The organism is Citrobacter sp. Cpo065 (assembly GCF_030332805.1).
Taxonomy (GTDB): domain Bacteria; phylum Pseudomonadota; class Gammaproteobacteria; order Enterobacterales; family Enterobacteriaceae; genus Citrobacter; species Citrobacter portucalensis.
Window position 1 is genome coordinate 61944 of the sequence record NZ_JAOWHC010000033.1, and the last position, 18451, is coordinate 80394.

The window sequence follows — 18451 nt, forward strand, 5'->3', positions numbered from 1 at the left end:
AGCATAGGTCATGGCACAACATGGTGCGTTAGCAACACTGAAAGACCTGGCTGAAAAAGAGGTAGATGACGCCGCTGTCTTATTAGGAGAGATGCGTCGTGGCTGTCAGCAGGCGGAAGAACAGTTAAAAATGCTGATCGATTATCAGCATGAGTATCGCAACAATCTGAATACCGATATGGGCCAGGGTATTACCAGCAATCGCTGGATTAACTACCAGCAATTTATTCAGACGCTGGAAAAAGCGATTGAACAACACCGCCAACAGCTCAATCAGTGGACGCAAAAAGTGGACATGGCTTTGAACAGTTGGCGCGACAAAAAACAACGATTACAGGCGTGGCAGACGTTGCAGGACAGACAAACCTCGGCGGCGTTACTGGCCGAAAACCGTCTGGATCAGAAAAAAATGGATGAATTTGCTCAGCGCGCAGCTATGAGGAAACCCGAATGATTACTTTACCCCAACTGATTACCACCGACACCGACGTAGCCGCAGGTCTTCAGTCAGGCAAAGCGGTAGATTCACCCGAGGATTTTTTAGCGCTGCTGGCTGGCGCATTAGGTGCGGGCGACGCGCAGGGTAAAGACGCTCCGCTGTCGCTTGCCGACTTACAGGCGGCCAGCAGTAAGCTGCAAAAAGGGTTACTGCAAAAAAATGGCGATGCCGCACAGTCGGTCAAATTAACCGATCTGTTGGCGCAACAGGAGCTACAAACCGAGACTTCTCTTGCCGACATGACAGACGCTCAGCAACTGTTGTCTGCTCTCACACCTTCACTGAAAGCTAATGCCCTGACGACGCTGGGCAAAGTTGCTCAGCAGGACGAAAAAAACACTACGCTGAGTGATGACGATCTCGCCAACCTGAGCGCATTGTTCGCCATGCTGCCAGGACAACCGCTGGCTACGCCTGCCGTCGACAGCGCACCAGCCCCGGTTGATGCCACGCTTTCCGCATTGTCACGTGGCGCTGCACACGGTGCTATTGCCGATAACGCTGGCGAATTGCTGCCGGGTGATGCCAAAAAAGGCAAAGCGGATGTCACAATTGCTGGCGGTGGTGCTAATCAGGCAAACAATCCAACATTAACCCCGCTGACGGCGGCGGCGAACGCCAGAGCTGAAATCGACAGCACCCCGTCACCGACCAGCATTGGCATGACTGCGGCCCCGCTAAGTGGTCCACAAACACACGCACAACCGTTACCGACGGCCGCGCCGGTGTTAAGCGCTCCGTTAGGTAGCCATGAATGGCAGCAATCGCTGAGCCAGCACGTCACATTGTTCACGCGCCAGGGCCAGCAAAGCGCAGAGCTGCGTCTGCATCCGCAGGACCTGGGTCAGGTACATATTTCCCTCAAGCTGGACGATAACCTCGCGCAGCTGCAGATGGTATCACCGCACAGTCACGTGCGCGCCGCACTGGAAGCCGCATTACCGATGCTGCGTACGCAGTTGGCTGAAAGCGGCATTCAACTGGGGCAAAGCAACATCAGCAGTGAAAGCTTCGCTGGCCATCAGCAGTCTTCCGGGCAGCAACAGCAGGCTGGTCGCGCTCAAGGACAAGACATTTTTGCCGCTGAAGATGACGCAATACTGGCAACCCCAGCCTCGCTGCAAGCCGCTGCCCGCGGCGATGGCGCAGTAGACATCTTCGCCTAACGCCAGAGGTAGCATGATTATCCGCGTCTTTTCCACGCTTTGTCGTGGACAGGACACGGGATAATCAGCCCATAAGCTGTACCGAAACAGGAAGCCCGTATCTGATGACTGACTCCGCGATTAACAAAAAAAGTAAACGCGCTATTTGGATCCCTCTGCTGGTATTAATTACCCTCGCCGCCTGCGCAACTGCGGGTTATAGCTACTGGCGCATGCAGCAGCAGCCGTCCGCCAGCGTCAAAGCGGAACCGCCTCCACCGCCAGCCCCGGTGTTCTTTGCGCTGGATACCTTTACCGTCAATCTGGGTGATGCAGACCGTGTGCTGTATATCGGTATCACGCTGCGCATGAAAGATGAGGCGACACGTTCACGTCTTAACGAATATCTGCCGGAAGTGCGCAGCCGCTTGCTGCTGCTGTTCTCTCGTCAGAATGCAGCCACACTCGCCACCGAGGAAGGTAAGCAACAGCTGATTACCGCCATCAAAGAGACGCTGGCGACTCCGCTCGTTGTCGGGCAGCCGAAACAGGTTGTCACCGACGTTCTTTATACAGCTTTTATTCTGCGGTAAAGACATGGGCGACAGTATTCTTTCTCAGGCTGAAATCGACGCATTGCTCAACGGCGATAGCGAAACCAAAGACGAACCCATTTCAGGTATCGCAAAAGAAAGCGATATTCGTCCTTATGATCCCAACACTCAGCGTCGCGTGGTACGTGAGCGTTTACAGGCGTTGGAAATCATTAACGAACGCTTTGCGCGCCAGTTCCGTATGGGGTTATTTAACCTGTTGCGCCGTAGCCCGGATATTACCGTGGGTGCGATCCGTATCCAGCCATACCATGAATTTGCGCGCAACTTACCGGTTCCGACCAACCTGAACTTAATCCACCTGAAGCCGCTGCGCGGTACGGGTCTGGTGGTGTTCTCACCGAGTCTGGTATTTATCGCCGTAGACAACCTGTTTGGCGGTGACGGTCGTTTCCCGACGAAAGTCGAAGGGCGCGAATTTACACACACGGAACAGCGCGTTATCAACCGCATGCTTAAGCTGGCGCTGGAAAGCTACAGCGACGCGTGGAAGGCCATCAACCCGCTGGAAGTGGAATACGTCCGTTCTGAGATGCAGGTGAAATTTACCAATATCACCACCTCTCCGAACGACATTGTGGTGAACACCCCGTTCCACGTTGAAATTGGCAACCTGACCGGTGAATTTAACATCTGTCTGCCATTCAGCATGATTGAACCGTTGCGTGAGCTGTTGGTGAATCCGCCGCTGGAAAACTCACGTAATGAAGATCAGAACTGGCGCAATAATCTGGTGCGTCAGGTTCAGCATTCTGAGCTGGAGCTGGTGGCAAACTTTGCCGACATTCCGCTGCGGCTATCCCAGATTTTAAAACTGAAACCCGGCGATGTACTGCCGATTGAAAAACCCGACCGCATTATTGCTCATGTGGACGGCGTGCCTGTGCTGACCAGCCAGTATGGCACCGTAAACGGTCAGTATGCGTTACGCGTAGAACATCTGATAAACCCGATTTTGAATTCGCTGAATGAGGAACAGCCCAAATGAGTGATATGAATAATCCGTCCGATGAGAACACTGGCGCATTGGACGATCTGTGGGCTGACGCGTTAAACGAGCAAAAAACCACGCCCACCAAAAGTGCGGCCGATGCGGTATTTCAGCAGTTAGGTGGCGGCGACGTCAGCGGTGCTTTGCAGGACATCGACCTGATCATGGACATTCCGGTCAAGCTGACCGTCGAACTGGGCCGTACCCGCATGACCATCAAAGAGCTGCTGCGTCTGACTCAGGGTTCGGTTGTCGCACTGGATGGTCTGGCAGGCGAACCGCTGGATATTCTGATCAACGGTTATCTGATTGCCCAGGGCGAAGTCGTCGTAGTTGCGGATAAATACGGTGTGCGTATCACTGACATTATCACCCCGTCTGAACGTATGCGCCGCCTGAGCCGTTAATCATGAATACCCAGGCTACCGTTTCTCAACCCGCCGCCGTTCCCGGCTCACCGCTGGTGCAGGTAAGCGGCGCGCTGCTCGGGATCATCGTCTTGATCCTGGCGGCGGCCTGGGTCATTAAACGTCTGGGGTTTGCCCCCAAAAGTGCCGGTACGCGCGGGCTAAAAGTTATGGCCAGCACCTCACTGGGTCCACGTGAGCGCGTGGTGATTGTCGAGGTCGAAGATGCCCGTCTGGTACTGGGCGTCACAGCCTCGCAGATTAACGTCCTGCACACCCTGCCCCCGGCACCTGCCGATGCAGAAGAAAAAACGGCCTCCCCTGCGGATTTCCAGGCCATGATGAAGAGTTTGCTGAAGCGTCCTGGGAGATCCTGATGCGCCGTTTGTTATCCCTTACGCTGGCAGGCTTGTGGCTTTTCAGCCCCGTTGCCCTCGCCCAACTCCCGGGTCTGGTCAGTCAGCCTTTGCCGGGCGGCGGACAAAACTGGACGTTACCCGTGCAGACGCTGGTGTTCATCACCTCGCTGACGTTCCTGCCTGCAATTTTGCTGATGATGACCAGCTTCACCCGCATCATCATCGTTTTTGGTCTACTGCGAAATGCGCTGGGTACCCCCTCAGCACCACCTAACCAGGTGCTCCTGGGCCTGGCGCTCTTTTTGACCTTTTTCATCATGTCGCCGGTGATCGATAAAATCTACGTTGACGCATACCAACCGTTCAGCGAAGAGAAGATCTCCATGCAGGAAGCCATGGAGAAAGGCGCCCAGCCGCTGCGTGAGTTTATGTTGCGCCAGACCCGTGAAGCCGATCTGGCACTCTTCGCGCGCTTAGCAAACAGCGGTCCGTTACAGGGACCAGAAGCCGTGCCGATGCGAATTTTGCTGCCCGCTTATGTCACCAGTGAGCTGAAAACAGCATTCCAGATAGGCTTTACCATTTTTATTCCGTTTCTGATTATCGACCTGGTGATCGCCAGCGTGTTGATGGCGCTCGGGATGATGATGGTACCGCCCGCCACAATCGCGTTGCCGTTCAAGCTGATGCTGTTTGTGTTGGTAGACGGTTGGCAGCTACTTGTCGGCTCGCTGGCACAAAGCTTTTACAGTTAGAGGCGCGAAATGACTCCTGAATCGGTCATGATGATGGGCACAGAGGCGATGAAAGTCGCCCTGGCCCTTGCCGCACCTTTGCTGTTGGTCGCTCTCATCACGGGTCTTATCATCAGTATTCTGCAGGCGGCGACCCAGATTAACGAAATGACGCTGTCCTTCATCCCCAAAATTGTCGCGGTGTTTATTGCCATCATTGTTGCTGGCCCGTGGATGCTTAACCTGCTGCTCGACTACGTGCGTACGCTGTTCAGCAATATCCCCTATATCATCGGGTAGACAACGTTATGTTGCAGGTGTCCAGCGTTGAGTGGCTCCACTGGCTGAATTTATACTTCTGGCCTTTGCTGCGCATACTGGCGCTCATCTCAACGGCCCCCATCCTCAGTGAACGAGCCATCCCCAAACGGGTAAAGCTGGGGCTGGGGTTGATGATTACCGTCGTTATCGCCCCATCGATCCCCGCCGTTGACGTCCCCATCTTTTCTGTTGGCGCGCTTTGGCAGGCAATGCAACAAATCCTGATCGGTATCGCATTAGGCTTCACCATGCAGTTTGCGTTTGCCGCAGTACGTACCGCCGGGGAATTAATTGGCCTGCAAATGGGCCTTTCCTTCGCGACGTTCTTCGATCCCGGTAGCCGTCTGAATATGCCGGTTCTGGCACGACTGATCGACATGCTCGCCATGCTTCTGTTCCTGACCTTTAACGGCCATTTATGGCTGATTTCGCTGCTGGTAGATACTTTTCATACTCTGCCCATCGGCGGCAATCCGGTGAACAGCAATGCGTTTCTCGCGCTGGCACGGGCGGGTAGCCTGATTTTCCTCAACGGGCTAATGCTGGCCCTGCCGGTAATGACGTTACTGCTCACGCTGAACCTCGCACTTGGTTTGTTAAATCGCATGGCGCCACAGCTGTCGGTTTTCGTCATCGGCTTTCCTCTCACTCTGACCGTAGGTATTTCACTAATGGCGGCGCTAATGCCATTAATTGCGCCATTCTGTGAACGATTATTCAGTGAGATTTTTAATTTACTGGCCGATATCGTCAGCGAAATGCCTGGAAAATAATAACCCTTATTTTTTATCCTGTTTTACTAAGGATTGTCCTAAATTTAAAAAGTGACAACATCCACCAGGATATCTCTGTCGCGGCTTATTTGTTTTTGCCTCACTCACATAACGCAACATTCACTTTACTTTAAGATATTTCCTGGCAAATTATACGCAACTTTACGGGATAGTAAATTCGCCTGAAAAACAGCGAAAGCGTCATCTTGGGTCGTTATTATTCCGTTTAGTTGTGATGAAATAATCAGGTAAGGGGAATTATCGTTACGCATTGAGTGAGGGTATGCCATGTCAACGATTATTATGGATTTATGCAGTTACACCCGACTAGGGTTAACCGGATATCTGGTAAGTCGGGGAGTGAAAAAAAAGGAAATCAACAACATTTCCAACGTTGATGAACTCAGTCTCGCCTGTGTCTCTCAACAACCCGCTGTGGTGTTTATTAATGAGGACTGCTTTATCCACGATCCTGCTAATAGCCAGCAAATAAAGCAAATCATTAATCAGCATCCCAGCACATTATTTATTGTGTTTATGGCAATTGCCAACGTGCATTTTGATGAATACCTACTCGTCAGAAAAAATTTATTGATTAGTTCTAAATCGATTAAACCTGACTCACTGGATAAACTACTTGGCGATATTCTGAAAAAGGAAGTAGATATTGCTATTGATGTGAATCTGCCGACATTATCATTAAGTCGAACCGAATCCAGCATGCTGCGTATGTGGATGGAGGGTCAAGGAACAATACAGATATCAGATCAAATGAATATCAAAGCCAAGACGGTGTCATCCCATAAGGGGAATATAAAACGAAAGATTAAAACGCATAATAAGCAAGTTATCTATCACGTTGTAAGGCTTACGGATAACGTCACCAATGGTATCTTTGTGAATATGCGCTAAGACGTTCTGACTGGTGGCGACTCCACCAGTCAGAATCAAACAGCGGAACTCATGTCACTCCACTTTTTCCACAAAGATACCATCCTGATGACCTGATTCATTAAAGAACCAGATACCGAGCGGGTAGTCTTCCAGCGAAACCAGGTACATGGTGCCTTCACTAAATTCTTCGATTGCCAGTACCACGCCCGGTCGACGAGGACCGCCGTCCGTTTTGACTGTGACCCGATCATTCACCTTCATAGTTTTCCTCCTGTGGCTTTGTGCCAGTGTAGAACAAATTCCTTTTTCTGGCAGCGCTGTGCACGCGCGATTGCGGGTTTTATCGACGGTCTATACTTAAGTTGTGCGTATCTGATGTTTGGGTACGCTCCCCCGGTATCCTTAACGGTTGAGAGGTATGAGGATGAAAACCGCGAAAGAGTACAGCGATACGGCCAAACGTGAAGTCAGCGTCGATGTCGACGCGCTGCTAAAGGCAATCAACGAAATCTGCGAGAGTGAAATTCATCGCAGCCAGGATGACCCGGAGCGCGTCAGCGTTGACGGGCGTGATTACCATACATGGCATGAACTGGCCGATGCGTTCGAGCTTGATATCCATGACTTTAGCGTGTCGGAGATCAATCGCTGACTGAGGGCGAAAAAAATCCCGGCCCTTATCGGGTCGGGATCAAGCTTGCTTATGCAAGAAGCACTTGTAAATTCGTTACACCAGAAAATCTGATGTGAACCAAACCTTATCTGCAATTTTTTTGCCTGACAAGTAAATAATTCTCACCGGAATGATAAATATAACTAATGGGTGAGAGATCACCAGGTTACGGTCGAGCCAAATGTTCAGGCATCCTGACAGAGCTGTCTTCGCTCGCCAGGCACCACCAGTTCATCTTCACGGAATGCTTCCCGTTTAACGCCAAAGCCGTCGTACCAGCGACATTCCACCATTCCGCTGGCATACCCGGTAACGATCATACGTGGGCCACCCTCTTTGGAGGTGACTTCCTCACTGACAGAAAAGACCATACCTGCCTCCTGTATCAAGAGAAACCTTTACACCTTAGATGACAAGGAGGCGTTTTGCGTAATCAGTCCTGTAACAATTAGTGCGAAATTCCGCGCACTCTGGCGACAGCTTTTACCAGCAGAACGACAATCCCACCGATGATAAAGCCGAGCACCAGGTTAAGCAGGGTCGGAAGCATTAGCGAAATCAATGTACTTTGCTGCTGAGCAAAATGTTCAATCGCATGATGCAGCGGCGATATTCCGTGTACCACAATGCCGCCTCCCACTAAAAACATCGCCAGTGTGCCGACCACAGAAAGTGTTTTCATAAGCCAGGGGGCAACCACCAGCAACCCTTTGCCCAGCGACTGGGCAAGCAGGCTGCGCTTTTCTGCCAGCCAGTAGCCGATATCATCAAGCTTAACGATAATCCCCACCAGGCCATACACGCCCACGGTCACCACTAACGCGATACCAGATAGCACCAACACCTGATTCAGCAAAGGGGCGTCCGCTACAATACCCAGCGTAATTGCGACAATCTCGGCAGACAAAATGAAGTCGGTACGTATTGCCCCTTTGATTTTATCTTTCTCAAAGGTGAGTGGATCCTGTGCGGCCAGAGCAGCCAGACGCTGCTGACGCTCTTCCGGGCTTTCTTTGTGCTTACGCGCCTCCAGGGTATGCAGAACCTTTTCCACGCCTTCAAAACAGAGAAACGCCCCGCCTACCATTAATAAGGGGGTGATCGCCCAGGGAATAAATGCGCTTATCAATAGCGCCAACGGCACCAGAATAACTTTGTTAACAAACGACCCTTTCGCCACGCTCCAGACCACCGGGAGTTCGCGGTTCGCCCGCACGCCCGATACCTGCTGCGCATTAAGCGACAGATCATCCCCCAGCACGCCCGCGGTTTTTTTCGCGGCCAGTTTTCCCATCACTGAGATATCATCCAGTAGCGTGGCGATATCATCGAGTAAGGTCAGTAAGCTACTTCCTGCCAAAATTTTCACCCTCAATATTATTTTTTTGCAGTCATAAGTATGAAGTAAAACACGCCATGCTGAAACTGACCTTTCTGGTCAACAATTTTTTAACATCAACACGTAATTATAAATCTCGCCAGTAAGATAGTTTTGACGTTTACTATGTTGCACCTTTTTATTTCCACCGTGAGGGATTATGCGTTTCAGGCAATTGTTACCGCTTTTCAGTGCGCTATTCGCGCTGTACATCATTTGGGGTTCCACGTACTTCGTTATTCGCATTGGCGTTGAAAGCTGGCCGCCGTTAATGATGGCAGCCGTACGTTTTCTCTCCGCGGGAATTTTATTAACAAGTTTCTTACTTATTCGTGGGCATGAGCTGCCCCCCTTACGCCAAATCCTGAACGCCGCGTTAATTGGTATCCTGCTGCTGGCTGTGGGTAATGGTCTGGTCACCGTCGCAGAACACCAAAATGTCCCTTCCGGTATTGCCGCCGTGGTGGTCGCCACCGTCCCGTTATTTACGCTGTGTTTTAGCCACTTTTTTGGCATCAAAACGCGCAAGCTGGAATGGTTGGGGATAGCGATTGGGCTAGCAGGGATCATCATGCTGAACAGCGGGGGCAATTTAAGTGGCAATCCGTGGGGCGCTATTTTGATCCTGATCGGTTCAATAAGCTGGGCGTTTGGCTCAGTGTACGGTTCACGCATTACGCTACCCGTTGGCATGATGGCCGGAGCCATTGAAATGTTAGCCGCCGGTATTGTGCTGATGTGCGCATCGCTACTCTCCGGGGAAAAACTGACCACCATGCCAACATTTTCAGGCTTTATGGCTGTGGCTTACCTGGCCCTGTTTGGCTCCATTATTGCCATTAATGCGTATATGTTCCTGATCCGCAATGTCAGCCCGGCGCTAGCCACCAGCTATGCTTACGTCAATCCGGTTGTTGCCGTGCTGTTAGGTACCGGTCTGGGGGGTGAAAGACTGGCCCCTATCGAATGGCTGGCACTCGGCGTGATCGTGTTTGCTGTGGTGCTGGTAACGTTGGGGAAATACCTGTTCCCTGTTAAAGCGGATGCCGTTGCTACCCCGTCGGAAAAAACGTTACAGTAAATGAATACCGAGTGTGTCGATCTGCGCGGTGTCGCCACCGCCGCAGATCCACTCGATGACACGTTCAGATAACGCTTCATCGTCCAGCTTTTCGCGACCACGCAGGGCGCACTCCCAGACAATCAGTACGCGCCAGCCCAGAGCCTGCAACTTTTCACAATCCCGCGCATCGCGCTGGACATTTTTGCCTATTTTTTCCAGCCAGAATTCCGTTCGTGTCGCGGGGACTTTAAACAAATAGCAATCGTGGTGGTGCCAGAAACAGCCGTGAGTAAAAATCACACAATGATAATCATCCACCACAAAATCGGGGCGACCGGGTAACGTCGCATCCTGCACGCGAAACGTTACCCCCTGCTCTGTCAGCACGCTGGCAAGGCGTTTTTCAATTGCGGTATCGCGGGTAGCTATCGCCCGCATATTTTTACTGCGTGTTGCTTTATCGTGAACGTCTGCCACGCTGGTTCTCTTTCTCGCGAATAGCAACTGCCTGCCTGATTTTCGGCTCCAGCAGCCTGGCCACCGCCGCAAATGCCGGAACGACCACCGAATTACCAAACTGGCGATAAGCCTGAGTATCTGACACAGGGATCCTGAACTGATAGCCCTGCGGAGATTCAAACCCCATCAGACGCGCGCACTCTCTGGGCGTAAGTCTGCGTGGGCGGTGTCGCTGATTCTGCGGATCGTCAAAATCTTTTTCACCCAGCGCCATATCCCAGCCACGGTCAATCAGGATCTCCGCCCCATCTTTATAATAACGCGCAGATAATGTGCGCGTTACGCTATCAGGGTTACCGGGATACACCATGCCATAGCCAAATCCATTGCCCCGCGCCTGATGCTTTTTCGCATAGCGATAGAGGTATTTCCACAGCACCGGCGTCAGTATATATTTCGCATCGACGGTCGGCTCAAGCAGTTCCGCAAGCGTAGTACGCCGCTGCGGATAACGCGTGACAATATCCCGCAGCGTGAAGTCTGATTTCAAATTCAGATCGCGTCGGAAGCCGACAAGCACGATACGTTCGCGATGCTGAGGCAAAAAATGTTGCCCATCGATAATTTTCGGATCGTCCGGACCGTTATCCGCCGCATCTGCCACGTCATAACCCAGCTCGTCCAGCGTTTGCATAATGATGCGAAACGTTTTGCCCTGATCGTGACTCTTCAGGTTTTTGACGTTTTCGAGCACAAATATGGCTGGCCGACGCGCATCGATAATGCGCACTACATCAAAAAAAAGTGTGCCTTGCGTATCACAGGCGAAACCATGGGCCCGCCCTAACGCGTTTTTCTTTGATACACCAGCCAGAGAAAATGGCTGACATGGGAATCCGGCCAACAGCACGTCATGTTCAGGAACATGCTGGCGAATATGTTCTGCCGCCTGCTGGTCACTCACCCCGTCATGATGGCTGAGTGTGATATCACGAATATCTTCATTAAAGCGGTGCTGGAGCGGATCGCAGTAGTTATTCGCTTTATAGGTGCGCACCGCATGCTTGTTCCACTCACTGGTAAACACGCACTGCCCGCCAATCGCTTCAAAGCCGCGACGAATGCCGCCAATACCGGCAAAAAGATCGATAAAGCGAAAGGCATAATGCGGATGATGCGCAGGTGGTTTCGGCAACAAAGTATTCAGATGAATGAGCTCGCGGTCGCTGAGGCGATGCCATGTTTCATTAGCAACCACTCGCTTAAAGATGGCCGGGCTCCAGCGGTTCTCGCCAACGCCATTCAGATGAGCAACCAGCGTTTTCACGTCATATATTTCAAGCAACTTGGCCAACATCACCTGCACGTCGGCCTCGTTTTCATCTGTCATCGGGTTCATGGAGCCTGCTACTGAAAAATTATCCTGCATACATTTAACCGGCAGAAATGGATAACCGACAGATTAACATAAATTAGCACGGTTGACGTTTCAGCCGTATTGGCGACTAGCGCGCTTTAAAGGGTTGAATCGCGTCAAGATCCAGCATTTCGTATTCTCCTTTTAGCTCCGCACTCAGCTTCGCCATATACGTCAGTAAAAAATCCGCATTGTGTTGCGCCAAATGCCGCCCTCGTTCGGTTTGCATCGTCAACGGCAACGTCAATAACTTGGTCTGGAAGTGATCGAGCGCGTACTGTTTATCGTCAAGGCTACGCTTTCGAGCAAACGGATCTTCCGCATCAAACAGCGCAACCCCCAACGCCCCTGACACGGCAAATACGCGCGCTAAACCAATTGCACCCAGCGCCTCAAGCCGATCTGCGTCCTGCACGATTTTCGCTTCAAGGGTTTCTGGCGCGATTTTGGCGCTAAAACTGTGCGCCTCAATGGCATGACACACTGCCGATAACCGCTGTTGTGGAAAATCCGGAAAATCGCGCATCAAAACACAACGTGTTTCCTTGGCTGCCAGTACCGACGAACAATGACGCTCAGGATGGTTCTTTGGCAGACTGACGAGATCGTGGAAGTAGCACGCGGTCAGCACCACCAGCCAGTCTACGGTTGCATCTGTACTCAGCTTTTGCGCCGTTATCCACACTCGTCGAAAGTGAAAGATGTCATGTGCAGCATCTTGTCCAGAATGGTTATCAGCTAACCAGGCTTCAAATCGCGACTGCCAGTCGTGCAGTTTCATGCTATCTCCCTTTGTAGAAAGAAAATCACCTTAGCAATAATTTTCATTGCAGACCACTGCCCGCCCCATTACATAATCATCTTTTATTATTGCACTAAAAATAAAATCCACATGAATTTATAAAGCCCACCACGCCAATATCGAAAAATAATTTATATGAATATTAAAAACAAACATCTAAAACAAATAAAATACACATAACAAATAAATAGATAAACACATATAACCCAATGATTAAAAACAATTCATATGGCGAATACCAATGTAATTAACATACACGTATAATTATATAAAGATGCAAAATAAACATTTTGAAATATTTTAAATATATTTGTTACATGTTATATTTTAAATTAAATGAACTTCATAGATAGTATCCAAATGTAGTCACTCGGATAGTACTACATATTCATTTTAATTATCATGCAAAGGGAATACATAATGAAAAGAAAAGTATTGGCACTGCTTCTCCCTGCTTTATTAGCTGCAGGCGCAGCAAATGCGGCTGAAATCTATAATAAGAACGGCAATAAACTGGATCTGTACGGTAAAGTCGATGGTCTGCGTTATTTCTCTGACGATGCTGACAGCGATGGCGATCAGACCTATGCGCGTCTGGGTTTTAAAGGCGAAACCCAGATCAACGACATGCTGACCGGTTACGGTCAGTGGGAATACAACATCCAGGCTAACGGTACCGAAGGTGAAGGCGCAAATTCCTGGACTCGTCTGGCCTTTGCCGGTTTAGGCTTTGGTGAGAACGGTACCTTCGACTACGGTCGTAACTACGGCGTGGTCTACGACGTAGAAGCCTGGACCGATATGCTGCCGGAATTTGGCGGTGACTCCTACACCCAGACCGACGTGTATATGACCGGTCGTACCAACGGTGTTGCCACCTACCGTAATAAAGGTTTCTTCGGTCAAGTTGATGGTCTGAACTTCGCACTGCAATACCAGGGTAATAATGAAAGTGCAGGAGCAGGCGAAGGTACTGGTAACGGTGAGAACCGTAAACTGTCTAAAGAAAACGGCGACGGTTTCGGTCTGTCAACCTCCTATGACTTCGACTTTGGTTTAAGCCTTGGTGCTGCTTATTCCAGTTCTGACCGTTCTAACAATCAGGTTGCTGCTGGTCGTGGCGATCGTAGCTATGAGAATAAATACGCAGGCGGCGAAACAGCAGATGCCTGGACTATTGGCGCTAAGTATGACGCTAACAACGTTTACCTGGCTGCTATGTATGCAGAAACCCGTAACATGACAGCATACGGTAGCGGAACTTATCAAGATGCTACAGGCAAAGATGTTGCTAAAGGCGGGATCGCTAATAAAACACAGAACTTTGAAGTTGTTGCGCAGTATCAGTTCGACTTCGGTCTGCGCCCTTCCATCGCTTACCTGCAGTCTAAAGGCGTCGACTTAGGCGGCTGGGATCACCATAGCAACGGCACCCCACGCTATACCGACAAAGACCTGGTCAAATATGTTGATGTGGGTGTGACTTACTACTTCAACAAAAACATGTCCACCTATGTCGATTATAAAATCAACCTGCTGGATGAAGACGACAGCTTCTATGAAAGCAATGGTATCGCAACTGACGACATCGTTGCCGTTGGTTTAGTCTACCAATTCTAATTGACGCAAAAACAAGCAAGCCCGCTTCATATGAAGCGGGCTTTTTATTTATACGAAACGTATTTTTTTATCACACGGGCATTACAACGATAAACTTGTGAGGATACTCAAAGAAAAAAACATCCATGAGAACTGTCGTTGAAAGCGAGGCGTGCAAGTGCTTGAATAGTGGCGGAGAGAGGGGGATTTGAACCCCCGGTAGAGTTGCCCCTACTCCGGTTTTCGAGACCGGTCCATTCAGCCGCTCTGGCATCTCTCCGTTTTGGCGGTTGCCATGATGCCAGGTAATTTGGCATTTTAACAGACCCCGTTCCGTCAATTTCGTTCAAGTGACGAGTTTGCGAGCAAAACGATGATTAAGTGGCCCTGGAAAGAGCAAGAAACAACCCGGAGTGACGACTGGCCGTGGGACGACGCCCTGGCTATTCCTCTTCTGGTGAATCTCACCGAGCAAGAACAAGCCAGGCTTATCGCCCTGGCCGAGCGCTTTTTACAGCAAAAAAGATTGGTAGCGCTTCAGGGGTTTGAACTGGATCCACTAAAAAGTGCGCGCATTGCGCTGCTTTTCTGTTTGCCTGTTCTGGAATTGGGGATCGAGTGGCTCGACGGGTTTCATGAAGTTCTCATCTACCCTGCCCCGTTTGTCGTGGACGATGAATGGGAAGACGATATTGGGCTGGTACATAATCAACGTGTTGTACAGTCCGGGCAAAGCTGGCAGCAAGGTCCAATAATCCTCAACTGGCTTGACATTCAGGATTCTTTTGATGCCTCCGGCTTCAATCTGATCATCCATGAAGTGGCACATAAGCTTGATATGCGTAATGGCGACCGCGCCAGCGGTATTCCGGCGATCCCTCTACGAGATATTGCCAGTTGGGAGCACGACCTGCATGCCGCAATGAATAACATTCAGGATGAAATTGATCTGGTCGGTGAAACCGCGTGCAGTATAGATGCCTACGCAGCGACCGATCCTGCCGAATGCTTTGCCGTTCTATCGGAGTATTTCTTCAGTGCCCCTGAATTATTTGCACCACGTTTTCCGGCATTATGGCAACGTTTCATTCAGTTTTACCGCCAGAACCCCATGGAGCGGTTACGCGATACCCGCTAAGGTGGCCATTGTCGCTCACCAAATGTGCATTAACGCTGAATTTGAAGATTAATTAACCAATTGAAATGACGCGCTAATTTTACTGTTGACACCTCATGATGAGGTCAGTAATATGCGCCTCGTTCACACGATTCCTCTGTAGTTCAGTCGGTAGAACGGCGGACTGTTAATCCGTATGTCACTGGTTCGAGTCCAGTCAGAGGAGCCATATTTAAGAAGCCTGCTTAGGAAACTAAGCAGGCTTCTTGCTTTTCAGGTCGCTATAAAATCCCTCTCATAAGCCCCCTGCCTGCTCTGCACCGCTGTTACATGCCGCATCACAACGTTGATTAAAGTTATGTAAATGTAAATCGTTTAAACTTTGCAATTATTGTAAGTGCTAGTGATTATCATTTATTGTACGCGAGCCAAAGGAACGAGCCCCCTGCTCGGTTCACTGTACGTTCCAATTACTCTGGGATATAAACGATGAATTCTCTGCCTCGCGCCGGACTGCGCCGTATCACCCTTGCCTCTGCCCTGGTCTTCTCTGTTAGCCTACCGGCTTTCGCTCAGGAAACGTTAACGCTCTATACCACCCGTGAACCGGGTCTGATCCAGCCTTTGCTTGATAGCTGGACCAAAACCAGCGGCATCAAAGTCAGTACGGTCTATATCAAGGACGGTATGCTCGAGCGCGTTAAAGCTGAAGGTAAAAATTCACCTGCTGACCTGCTGATGACCGTTGATGCCGGTAACCTCATTGATTTAGTGGAAGCGGGTGTAACTCAGCCAGTAGAGTCTGAAGCACTGAAAACCGCTATTCCGGCTAATCTGCGCGGCGCAGATAATCAGTGGTTTGCGCTGTCGATGCGTGCCCGCGTGCTGTATGCCGAGAAGTCACTGCCAATCGATAACTGGCATTACGAACAACTCGCCAGCCCTGAGTACAAAGGTAAAGTTTGTATTCGTTCCGGACAGCACCCGTATAACACAGCGCTGATCGCCGCAATGATTGCTCATCACGGTGAAGCAAAGACCGAAGAATGGCTGCGCGGTGTGAAAGCTAACCTGGCGCGTAAAGCTACCGGTGGCGACCGCGATGTAGCTCGCGATATTCTCGGTGGCATTTGCGATATTGGTCTCGCCAACTCCTATTACGTCGGCCATATGAAAAACGCCAAAGAAGGCAGTGATGCACGTCAGTGGGGCGATGCGATTAAAGTCGTTAAACCCACCTTTGAAAATGGCGGTACACACGTCAACATCAGTGGCGCAGCTGTAGCCCGCTATGCACCAAATAAAGCCGATGCCGTTAAGCTGATGGAATATCTGGTTTCCGCACCTGCCCAGCAGCAGTATGCGAAAGCGAACTTCGAATACCCGGTACTGAAAGGCGTGACGCTTGATCCGGTTATCAGTGCAACTATTGGTGAAATCGACGTCGATAAAACGCCGTTAACCGAAATCGTTAAATATCGTAAACAAGCTAGTCTGCTGGTAGATAAAGTTGGATTCGATCAATAAACCTCTGCAGTTTCCGACGTTACGCGGCCTGGTTTCCGGGCCGCAGTCATTATTAACGCCGCTACATCTTGGCGCGCTGTGCGTAGCGCTTGGCGTTCTGACACCGATCATTGCGCTGATTTGGCAGGCTACCCAGGCCGATTTATCTCACTGGGATAATCTCCTGACGTATGTACTGCCTGCCGCACTAAAAAATACCGTGCTGTTATTAGCCGGTGTCGCGGTGATGGTCGGCGTGATTGGCGTAGGCAGCGCATGGGCGGTAACGGCATGGGATTTTCCTGGACGTAAAATTCTTAGCTGGGCGTTACTGTTGCCGCTGGCGATGCCGACCTACATTGTGGCCTTTGCGTGGCTCGATCTGCTGCATCCGATTGGCCCTCTGCAAACCTTTATCCGTTTTTTATTGGGTTTTGACAGCCCAAGACAGTTCCGACTGCCTGATTTACGCTCACTTTCCGGCGCAATCATCCTGCTCGGATTAGTGCTGTACCCATACGTGTATCTGACAACCCGCGCCATGTTTATTAGCCAACCGGCTCATTTACTGGAAGCCGCACGCACGCTGGGATGCAGCGCAACCGGAACCTTCTTTCGTGTTGCTTTGCCCATGGCTCGTCCGGCGTTGGCCGTTGGGATCAGTCTGGCACTGCTGGAAACGCTCAACGATATTGGCGCATCAGAGTTTCTCGGTGTACAGACGTTAACCGTTACCGTGTACACCACATGGATCTCGCGGTCTGATTTATCTGCCGCGGCACAAATTGCCTGCATGATGCTGATGTTTATATTCCTTATTCTGACGCTGGAATTTTATGGTCGCAGAAAACAAGGATTCAGCAGCCGCAGTCTGCGGGAGATTCAACCTACGCGCGTGCATGGCTGGCGTGGTTGGCTGCTCGGTGGCGTTATTTCACTGCCGGTTGTGCTGGGTTTTCTGGCTCCGGTACTGTTTTTAATTTGGGAAAGCGCCAAACGCATAGGCGATGAGAACCCCCTTTCCTCTTCGTTACTGTCAGCATTGCAAAATACGCTATCGCTGGCAGCGGGAACCACGCTAGTGGTGGTTTGCGTCAGTATGCTGGTGGCCTGGAGCGCGCGTCATAGCGCCGCAGACAACGCCATGCCGGGATTTCGTCGCGGCGTGATGCGTCTGGCCTCTTTAGGCTATGCGGTTCCCGGCACAATTCTGGCGATTGGCTTTTTAACCCCCGCCATGGCTGTCGACCGCTGGCTGGCAGATTTACTGGATGTTCGCGGCCTGCCGCTGATGTCCGCCGGGATCCTGCTGGTAATTTGTTGTGCCATGCGATTCCAGGCGATTGCCATTGGCGCGCTGGATTCTGGTCTGGGCCGCATTCCACCTTCGCTGGAACAGGCGTCTCGTCTGTTGGGTGAGAATGGTGCGGGGACGTTTGCACGAGTCCATTTTCCCCTGCTGCGCCCGGCGTTAGTCAGCAGTGCCCTGCTGGTTTTTGCTGATGCCATGAAAGAGCTGCCAACAACGTTGCTTTTGCGCCCAGTCAATTTTGAAACGCTGGCAACGTTGCTGTATGCGGAAGCCGCCCGTGGAACCTATGAAGAAGGTGCTATCGCCGCGCTAATGATTGTTTTAGCTGGCACGCTACCGGTTATTTTGTTGGTGCGTCACCAAATGACTCGCCGTGGTTAAGAGAGCA

21 protein-coding genes, 2 tRNA genes and 1 pseudogene are annotated in these 18451 nt (G+C 50.8%); 17 read left to right on the plus strand and 7 right to left on the minus strand.

The features are described 5' to 3' along the window. Positions 1 to 10 precede the first annotated feature (10 nt). The 10 genes and pseudogenes from fliJ to rcsA all read left to right on the plus strand — a co-directional run bounded on the left by fliJ (position 11) and on the right by rcsA (position 6755). Positions 11 to 454: a flagellar export protein FliJ gene (fliJ, locus tag OGY68_RS15630; RefSeq protein ID WP_003834052.1), complete on the plus strand. Its 444-nt coding sequence runs from the start codon at positions 11 to 13 to the stop codon at positions 452 to 454. Beyond that, complete coding sequence (gene fliK / locus OGY68_RS15635; protein ID WP_057067687.1) at positions 451 to 1665, plus strand: flagellar hook length control protein FliK; 1215 nt, start codon at positions 451 to 453, stop codon at positions 1663 to 1665. The genes fliJ and fliK overlap by 4 nt, the downstream gene beginning before the upstream one ends. 104 nt (positions 1666 to 1769) lie before the next feature. Continuing rightward, positions 1770 to 2237, plus strand: coding sequence for a flagellar basal body-associated protein FliL (gene fliL, locus OGY68_RS15640; RefSeq protein WP_003834054.1), 468 nt, complete (start codon positions 1770 to 1772; stop codon positions 2235 to 2237). 4 nt (positions 2238 to 2241) lie between these two features. Then, positions 2242 to 3246, plus strand: a complete 1005-nt coding sequence (gene fliM, locus OGY68_RS15645) for a flagellar motor switch protein FliM (protein ID WP_003030434.1) — start codon at positions 2242 to 2244, stop codon at positions 3244 to 3246. Further along, the gene (fliN, locus tag OGY68_RS15650; protein WP_003030433.1) at positions 3243 to 3656 is read left to right on the plus strand and encodes a flagellar motor switch protein FliN; all 414 of its coding nucleotides are present in this window, start codon (positions 3243 to 3245) and stop codon (positions 3654 to 3656) included. The genes fliM and fliN overlap by 4 nt, the downstream gene beginning before the upstream one ends. Beyond that, positions 3656 to 4033 carry a flagellar biosynthetic protein FliO gene (fliO, locus tag OGY68_RS15655; protein ID WP_100247253.1) on the plus strand — a complete coding sequence of 126 codons (378 nt, stop codon included), beginning with the start codon at positions 3656 to 3658 and terminating at the stop codon, positions 4031 to 4033. Before fliN ends, fliO begins: the two co-directional genes overlap by 1 nt. Continuing rightward, positions 4033 to 4770: a flagellar type III secretion system pore protein FliP gene (gene fliP, locus OGY68_RS15660; RefSeq protein WP_003834056.1), complete on the plus strand. Its 738-nt coding sequence runs from the start codon at positions 4033 to 4035 to the stop codon at positions 4768 to 4770. The genes fliO and fliP overlap by 1 nt, the downstream gene beginning before the upstream one ends. Before the next feature lie 9 nt (positions 4771 to 4779). Next, the gene (fliQ, locus tag OGY68_RS15665; RefSeq protein ID WP_008785117.1) at positions 4780 to 5049 is read left to right on the plus strand and encodes a flagellar biosynthesis protein FliQ; all 270 of its coding nucleotides are present in this window, start codon (positions 4780 to 4782) and stop codon (positions 5047 to 5049) included. An 8-nt stretch (positions 5050 to 5057) separates the two neighbouring features. Next, positions 5058 to 5898, plus strand: a pseudogene (gene fliR, locus OGY68_RS15670) (flagellar biosynthetic protein FliR). A gap of 233 nt (positions 5899 to 6131) precedes the next feature. Then, on the plus strand, positions 6132 to 6755 hold the full coding sequence (gene rcsA, locus OGY68_RS15675; protein WP_057067690.1) for a transcriptional regulator RcsA: 624 nt from the start codon (positions 6132 to 6134) through the stop codon (positions 6753 to 6755). 54 nt (positions 6756 to 6809) lie between these two features. Here the strand turns inward: rcsA and dsrB are convergent, their stop codons facing one another. Further along, positions 6810 to 6998 carry a protein DsrB gene (gene dsrB, locus OGY68_RS15680; protein WP_003030419.1) on the minus strand — a complete coding sequence of 63 codons (189 nt, stop codon included), beginning with the start codon at positions 6996 to 6998 and terminating at the stop codon, positions 6810 to 6812. A 163-nt stretch (positions 6999 to 7161) separates the two neighbouring features. On the opposite strand from dsrB, the gene yodD reads away from it, so the two are divergent. Further along, positions 7162 to 7389 carry a YodD family peroxide/acid resistance protein gene (gene yodD / locus OGY68_RS15685; protein WP_003030417.1) on the plus strand — a complete coding sequence of 76 codons (228 nt, stop codon included), beginning with the start codon at positions 7162 to 7164 and terminating at the stop codon, positions 7387 to 7389. A 206-nt stretch (positions 7390 to 7595) separates the two neighbouring features. Here yodD and OGY68_RS15690 read toward each other — a convergent pair whose 3' ends face one another. Both OGY68_RS15690 and OGY68_RS15695 read right to left on the minus strand, forming a co-directional pair. After that, positions 7596 to 7781: a YodC family protein gene (locus OGY68_RS15690; RefSeq protein WP_003030415.1), complete on the minus strand. Its 186-nt coding sequence runs from the start codon at positions 7779 to 7781 to the stop codon at positions 7596 to 7598. 77 nt (positions 7782 to 7858) lie between these two features. Continuing rightward, positions 7859 to 8770 (minus strand): DUF808 domain-containing protein, encoded by a 912-nt coding sequence (locus tag OGY68_RS15695; RefSeq protein ID WP_048235177.1) that lies wholly within the window; start codon positions 8768 to 8770, stop codon positions 7859 to 7861. 178 nt (positions 8771 to 8948) lie between these two features. Here OGY68_RS15695 and yedA point away from each other — a divergent pair, with 178 nt between their 5' ends. Continuing rightward, positions 8949 to 9869: a drug/metabolite exporter YedA gene (gene yedA, locus OGY68_RS15700; RefSeq protein ID WP_286617243.1), complete on the plus strand. Its 921-nt coding sequence runs from the start codon at positions 8949 to 8951 to the stop codon at positions 9867 to 9869. Here yedA and OGY68_RS15705 read toward each other — a convergent pair. From OGY68_RS15705 to OGY68_RS15715, 3 genes are all read right to left on the minus strand, one after another. Continuing rightward, positions 9861 to 10328, minus strand: coding sequence for a very short patch repair endonuclease (locus OGY68_RS15705; RefSeq protein ID WP_003839067.1), 468 nt, complete (start codon positions 10326 to 10328; stop codon positions 9861 to 9863). The two genes, yedA and OGY68_RS15705, sit on opposite strands and share 9 nt — an antisense overlap. Then, positions 10309 to 11739, minus strand: coding sequence for a DNA cytosine methyltransferase (locus OGY68_RS15710; protein ID WP_008785123.1), 1431 nt, complete (start codon positions 11737 to 11739; stop codon positions 10309 to 10311). Before OGY68_RS15710 ends, OGY68_RS15705 begins: the two co-directional genes overlap by 20 nt. A gap of 76 nt (positions 11740 to 11815) precedes the next feature. Next, positions 11816 to 12508, minus strand: a complete 693-nt coding sequence (locus OGY68_RS15715) for a phosphohydrolase (protein ID WP_057069503.1) — start codon at positions 12506 to 12508, stop codon at positions 11816 to 11818. 441 nt (positions 12509 to 12949) lie between these two features. Between OGY68_RS15715 and ompC the strand changes: the two genes are divergently transcribed. Beyond that, a complete protein-coding gene (ompC, locus tag OGY68_RS15720; protein ID WP_032943839.1) occupies positions 12950 to 14149 on the plus strand; it encodes a porin OmpC in 1200 nt (399 codons plus the stop codon). A 169-nt stretch (positions 14150 to 14318) separates the two neighbouring features. Here the strand turns inward: ompC and OGY68_RS15725 are convergent. Beyond that, positions 14319 to 14408, minus strand: a tRNA-Ser gene (locus OGY68_RS15725). Positions 14409 to 14501: 93 nt separating this feature from the next. On the opposite strand from OGY68_RS15725, the gene mtfA reads away from it, so the two are divergent. The 4 genes from mtfA to OGY68_RS15745 all read left to right on the plus strand — a co-directional run bounded on the left by mtfA (position 14502) and on the right by OGY68_RS15745 (position 18444). Next, positions 14502 to 15266 carry a DgsA anti-repressor MtfA gene (mtfA, locus tag OGY68_RS15730; RefSeq protein WP_032943883.1) on the plus strand — a complete coding sequence of 255 codons (765 nt, stop codon included), beginning with the start codon at positions 14502 to 14504 and terminating at the stop codon, positions 15264 to 15266. A 132-nt stretch (positions 15267 to 15398) separates the two neighbouring features. Then, positions 15399 to 15474, plus strand: a tRNA-Asn gene (locus OGY68_RS15735). A gap of 260 nt (positions 15475 to 15734) precedes the next feature. Continuing rightward, entirely contained in the window at positions 15735 to 16772 is a 1038-nt protein-coding gene (locus OGY68_RS15740) for an extracellular solute-binding protein (RefSeq protein WP_003834073.1), read from the plus strand. Beyond that, positions 16756 to 18444: an ABC transporter permease gene (locus OGY68_RS15745; protein ID WP_057067530.1), complete on the plus strand. Its 1689-nt coding sequence runs from the start codon at positions 16756 to 16758 to the stop codon at positions 18442 to 18444. Before OGY68_RS15740 ends, OGY68_RS15745 begins: the two co-directional genes overlap by 17 nt. Positions 18445 to 18451: the final 7 nt, after the last annotated feature.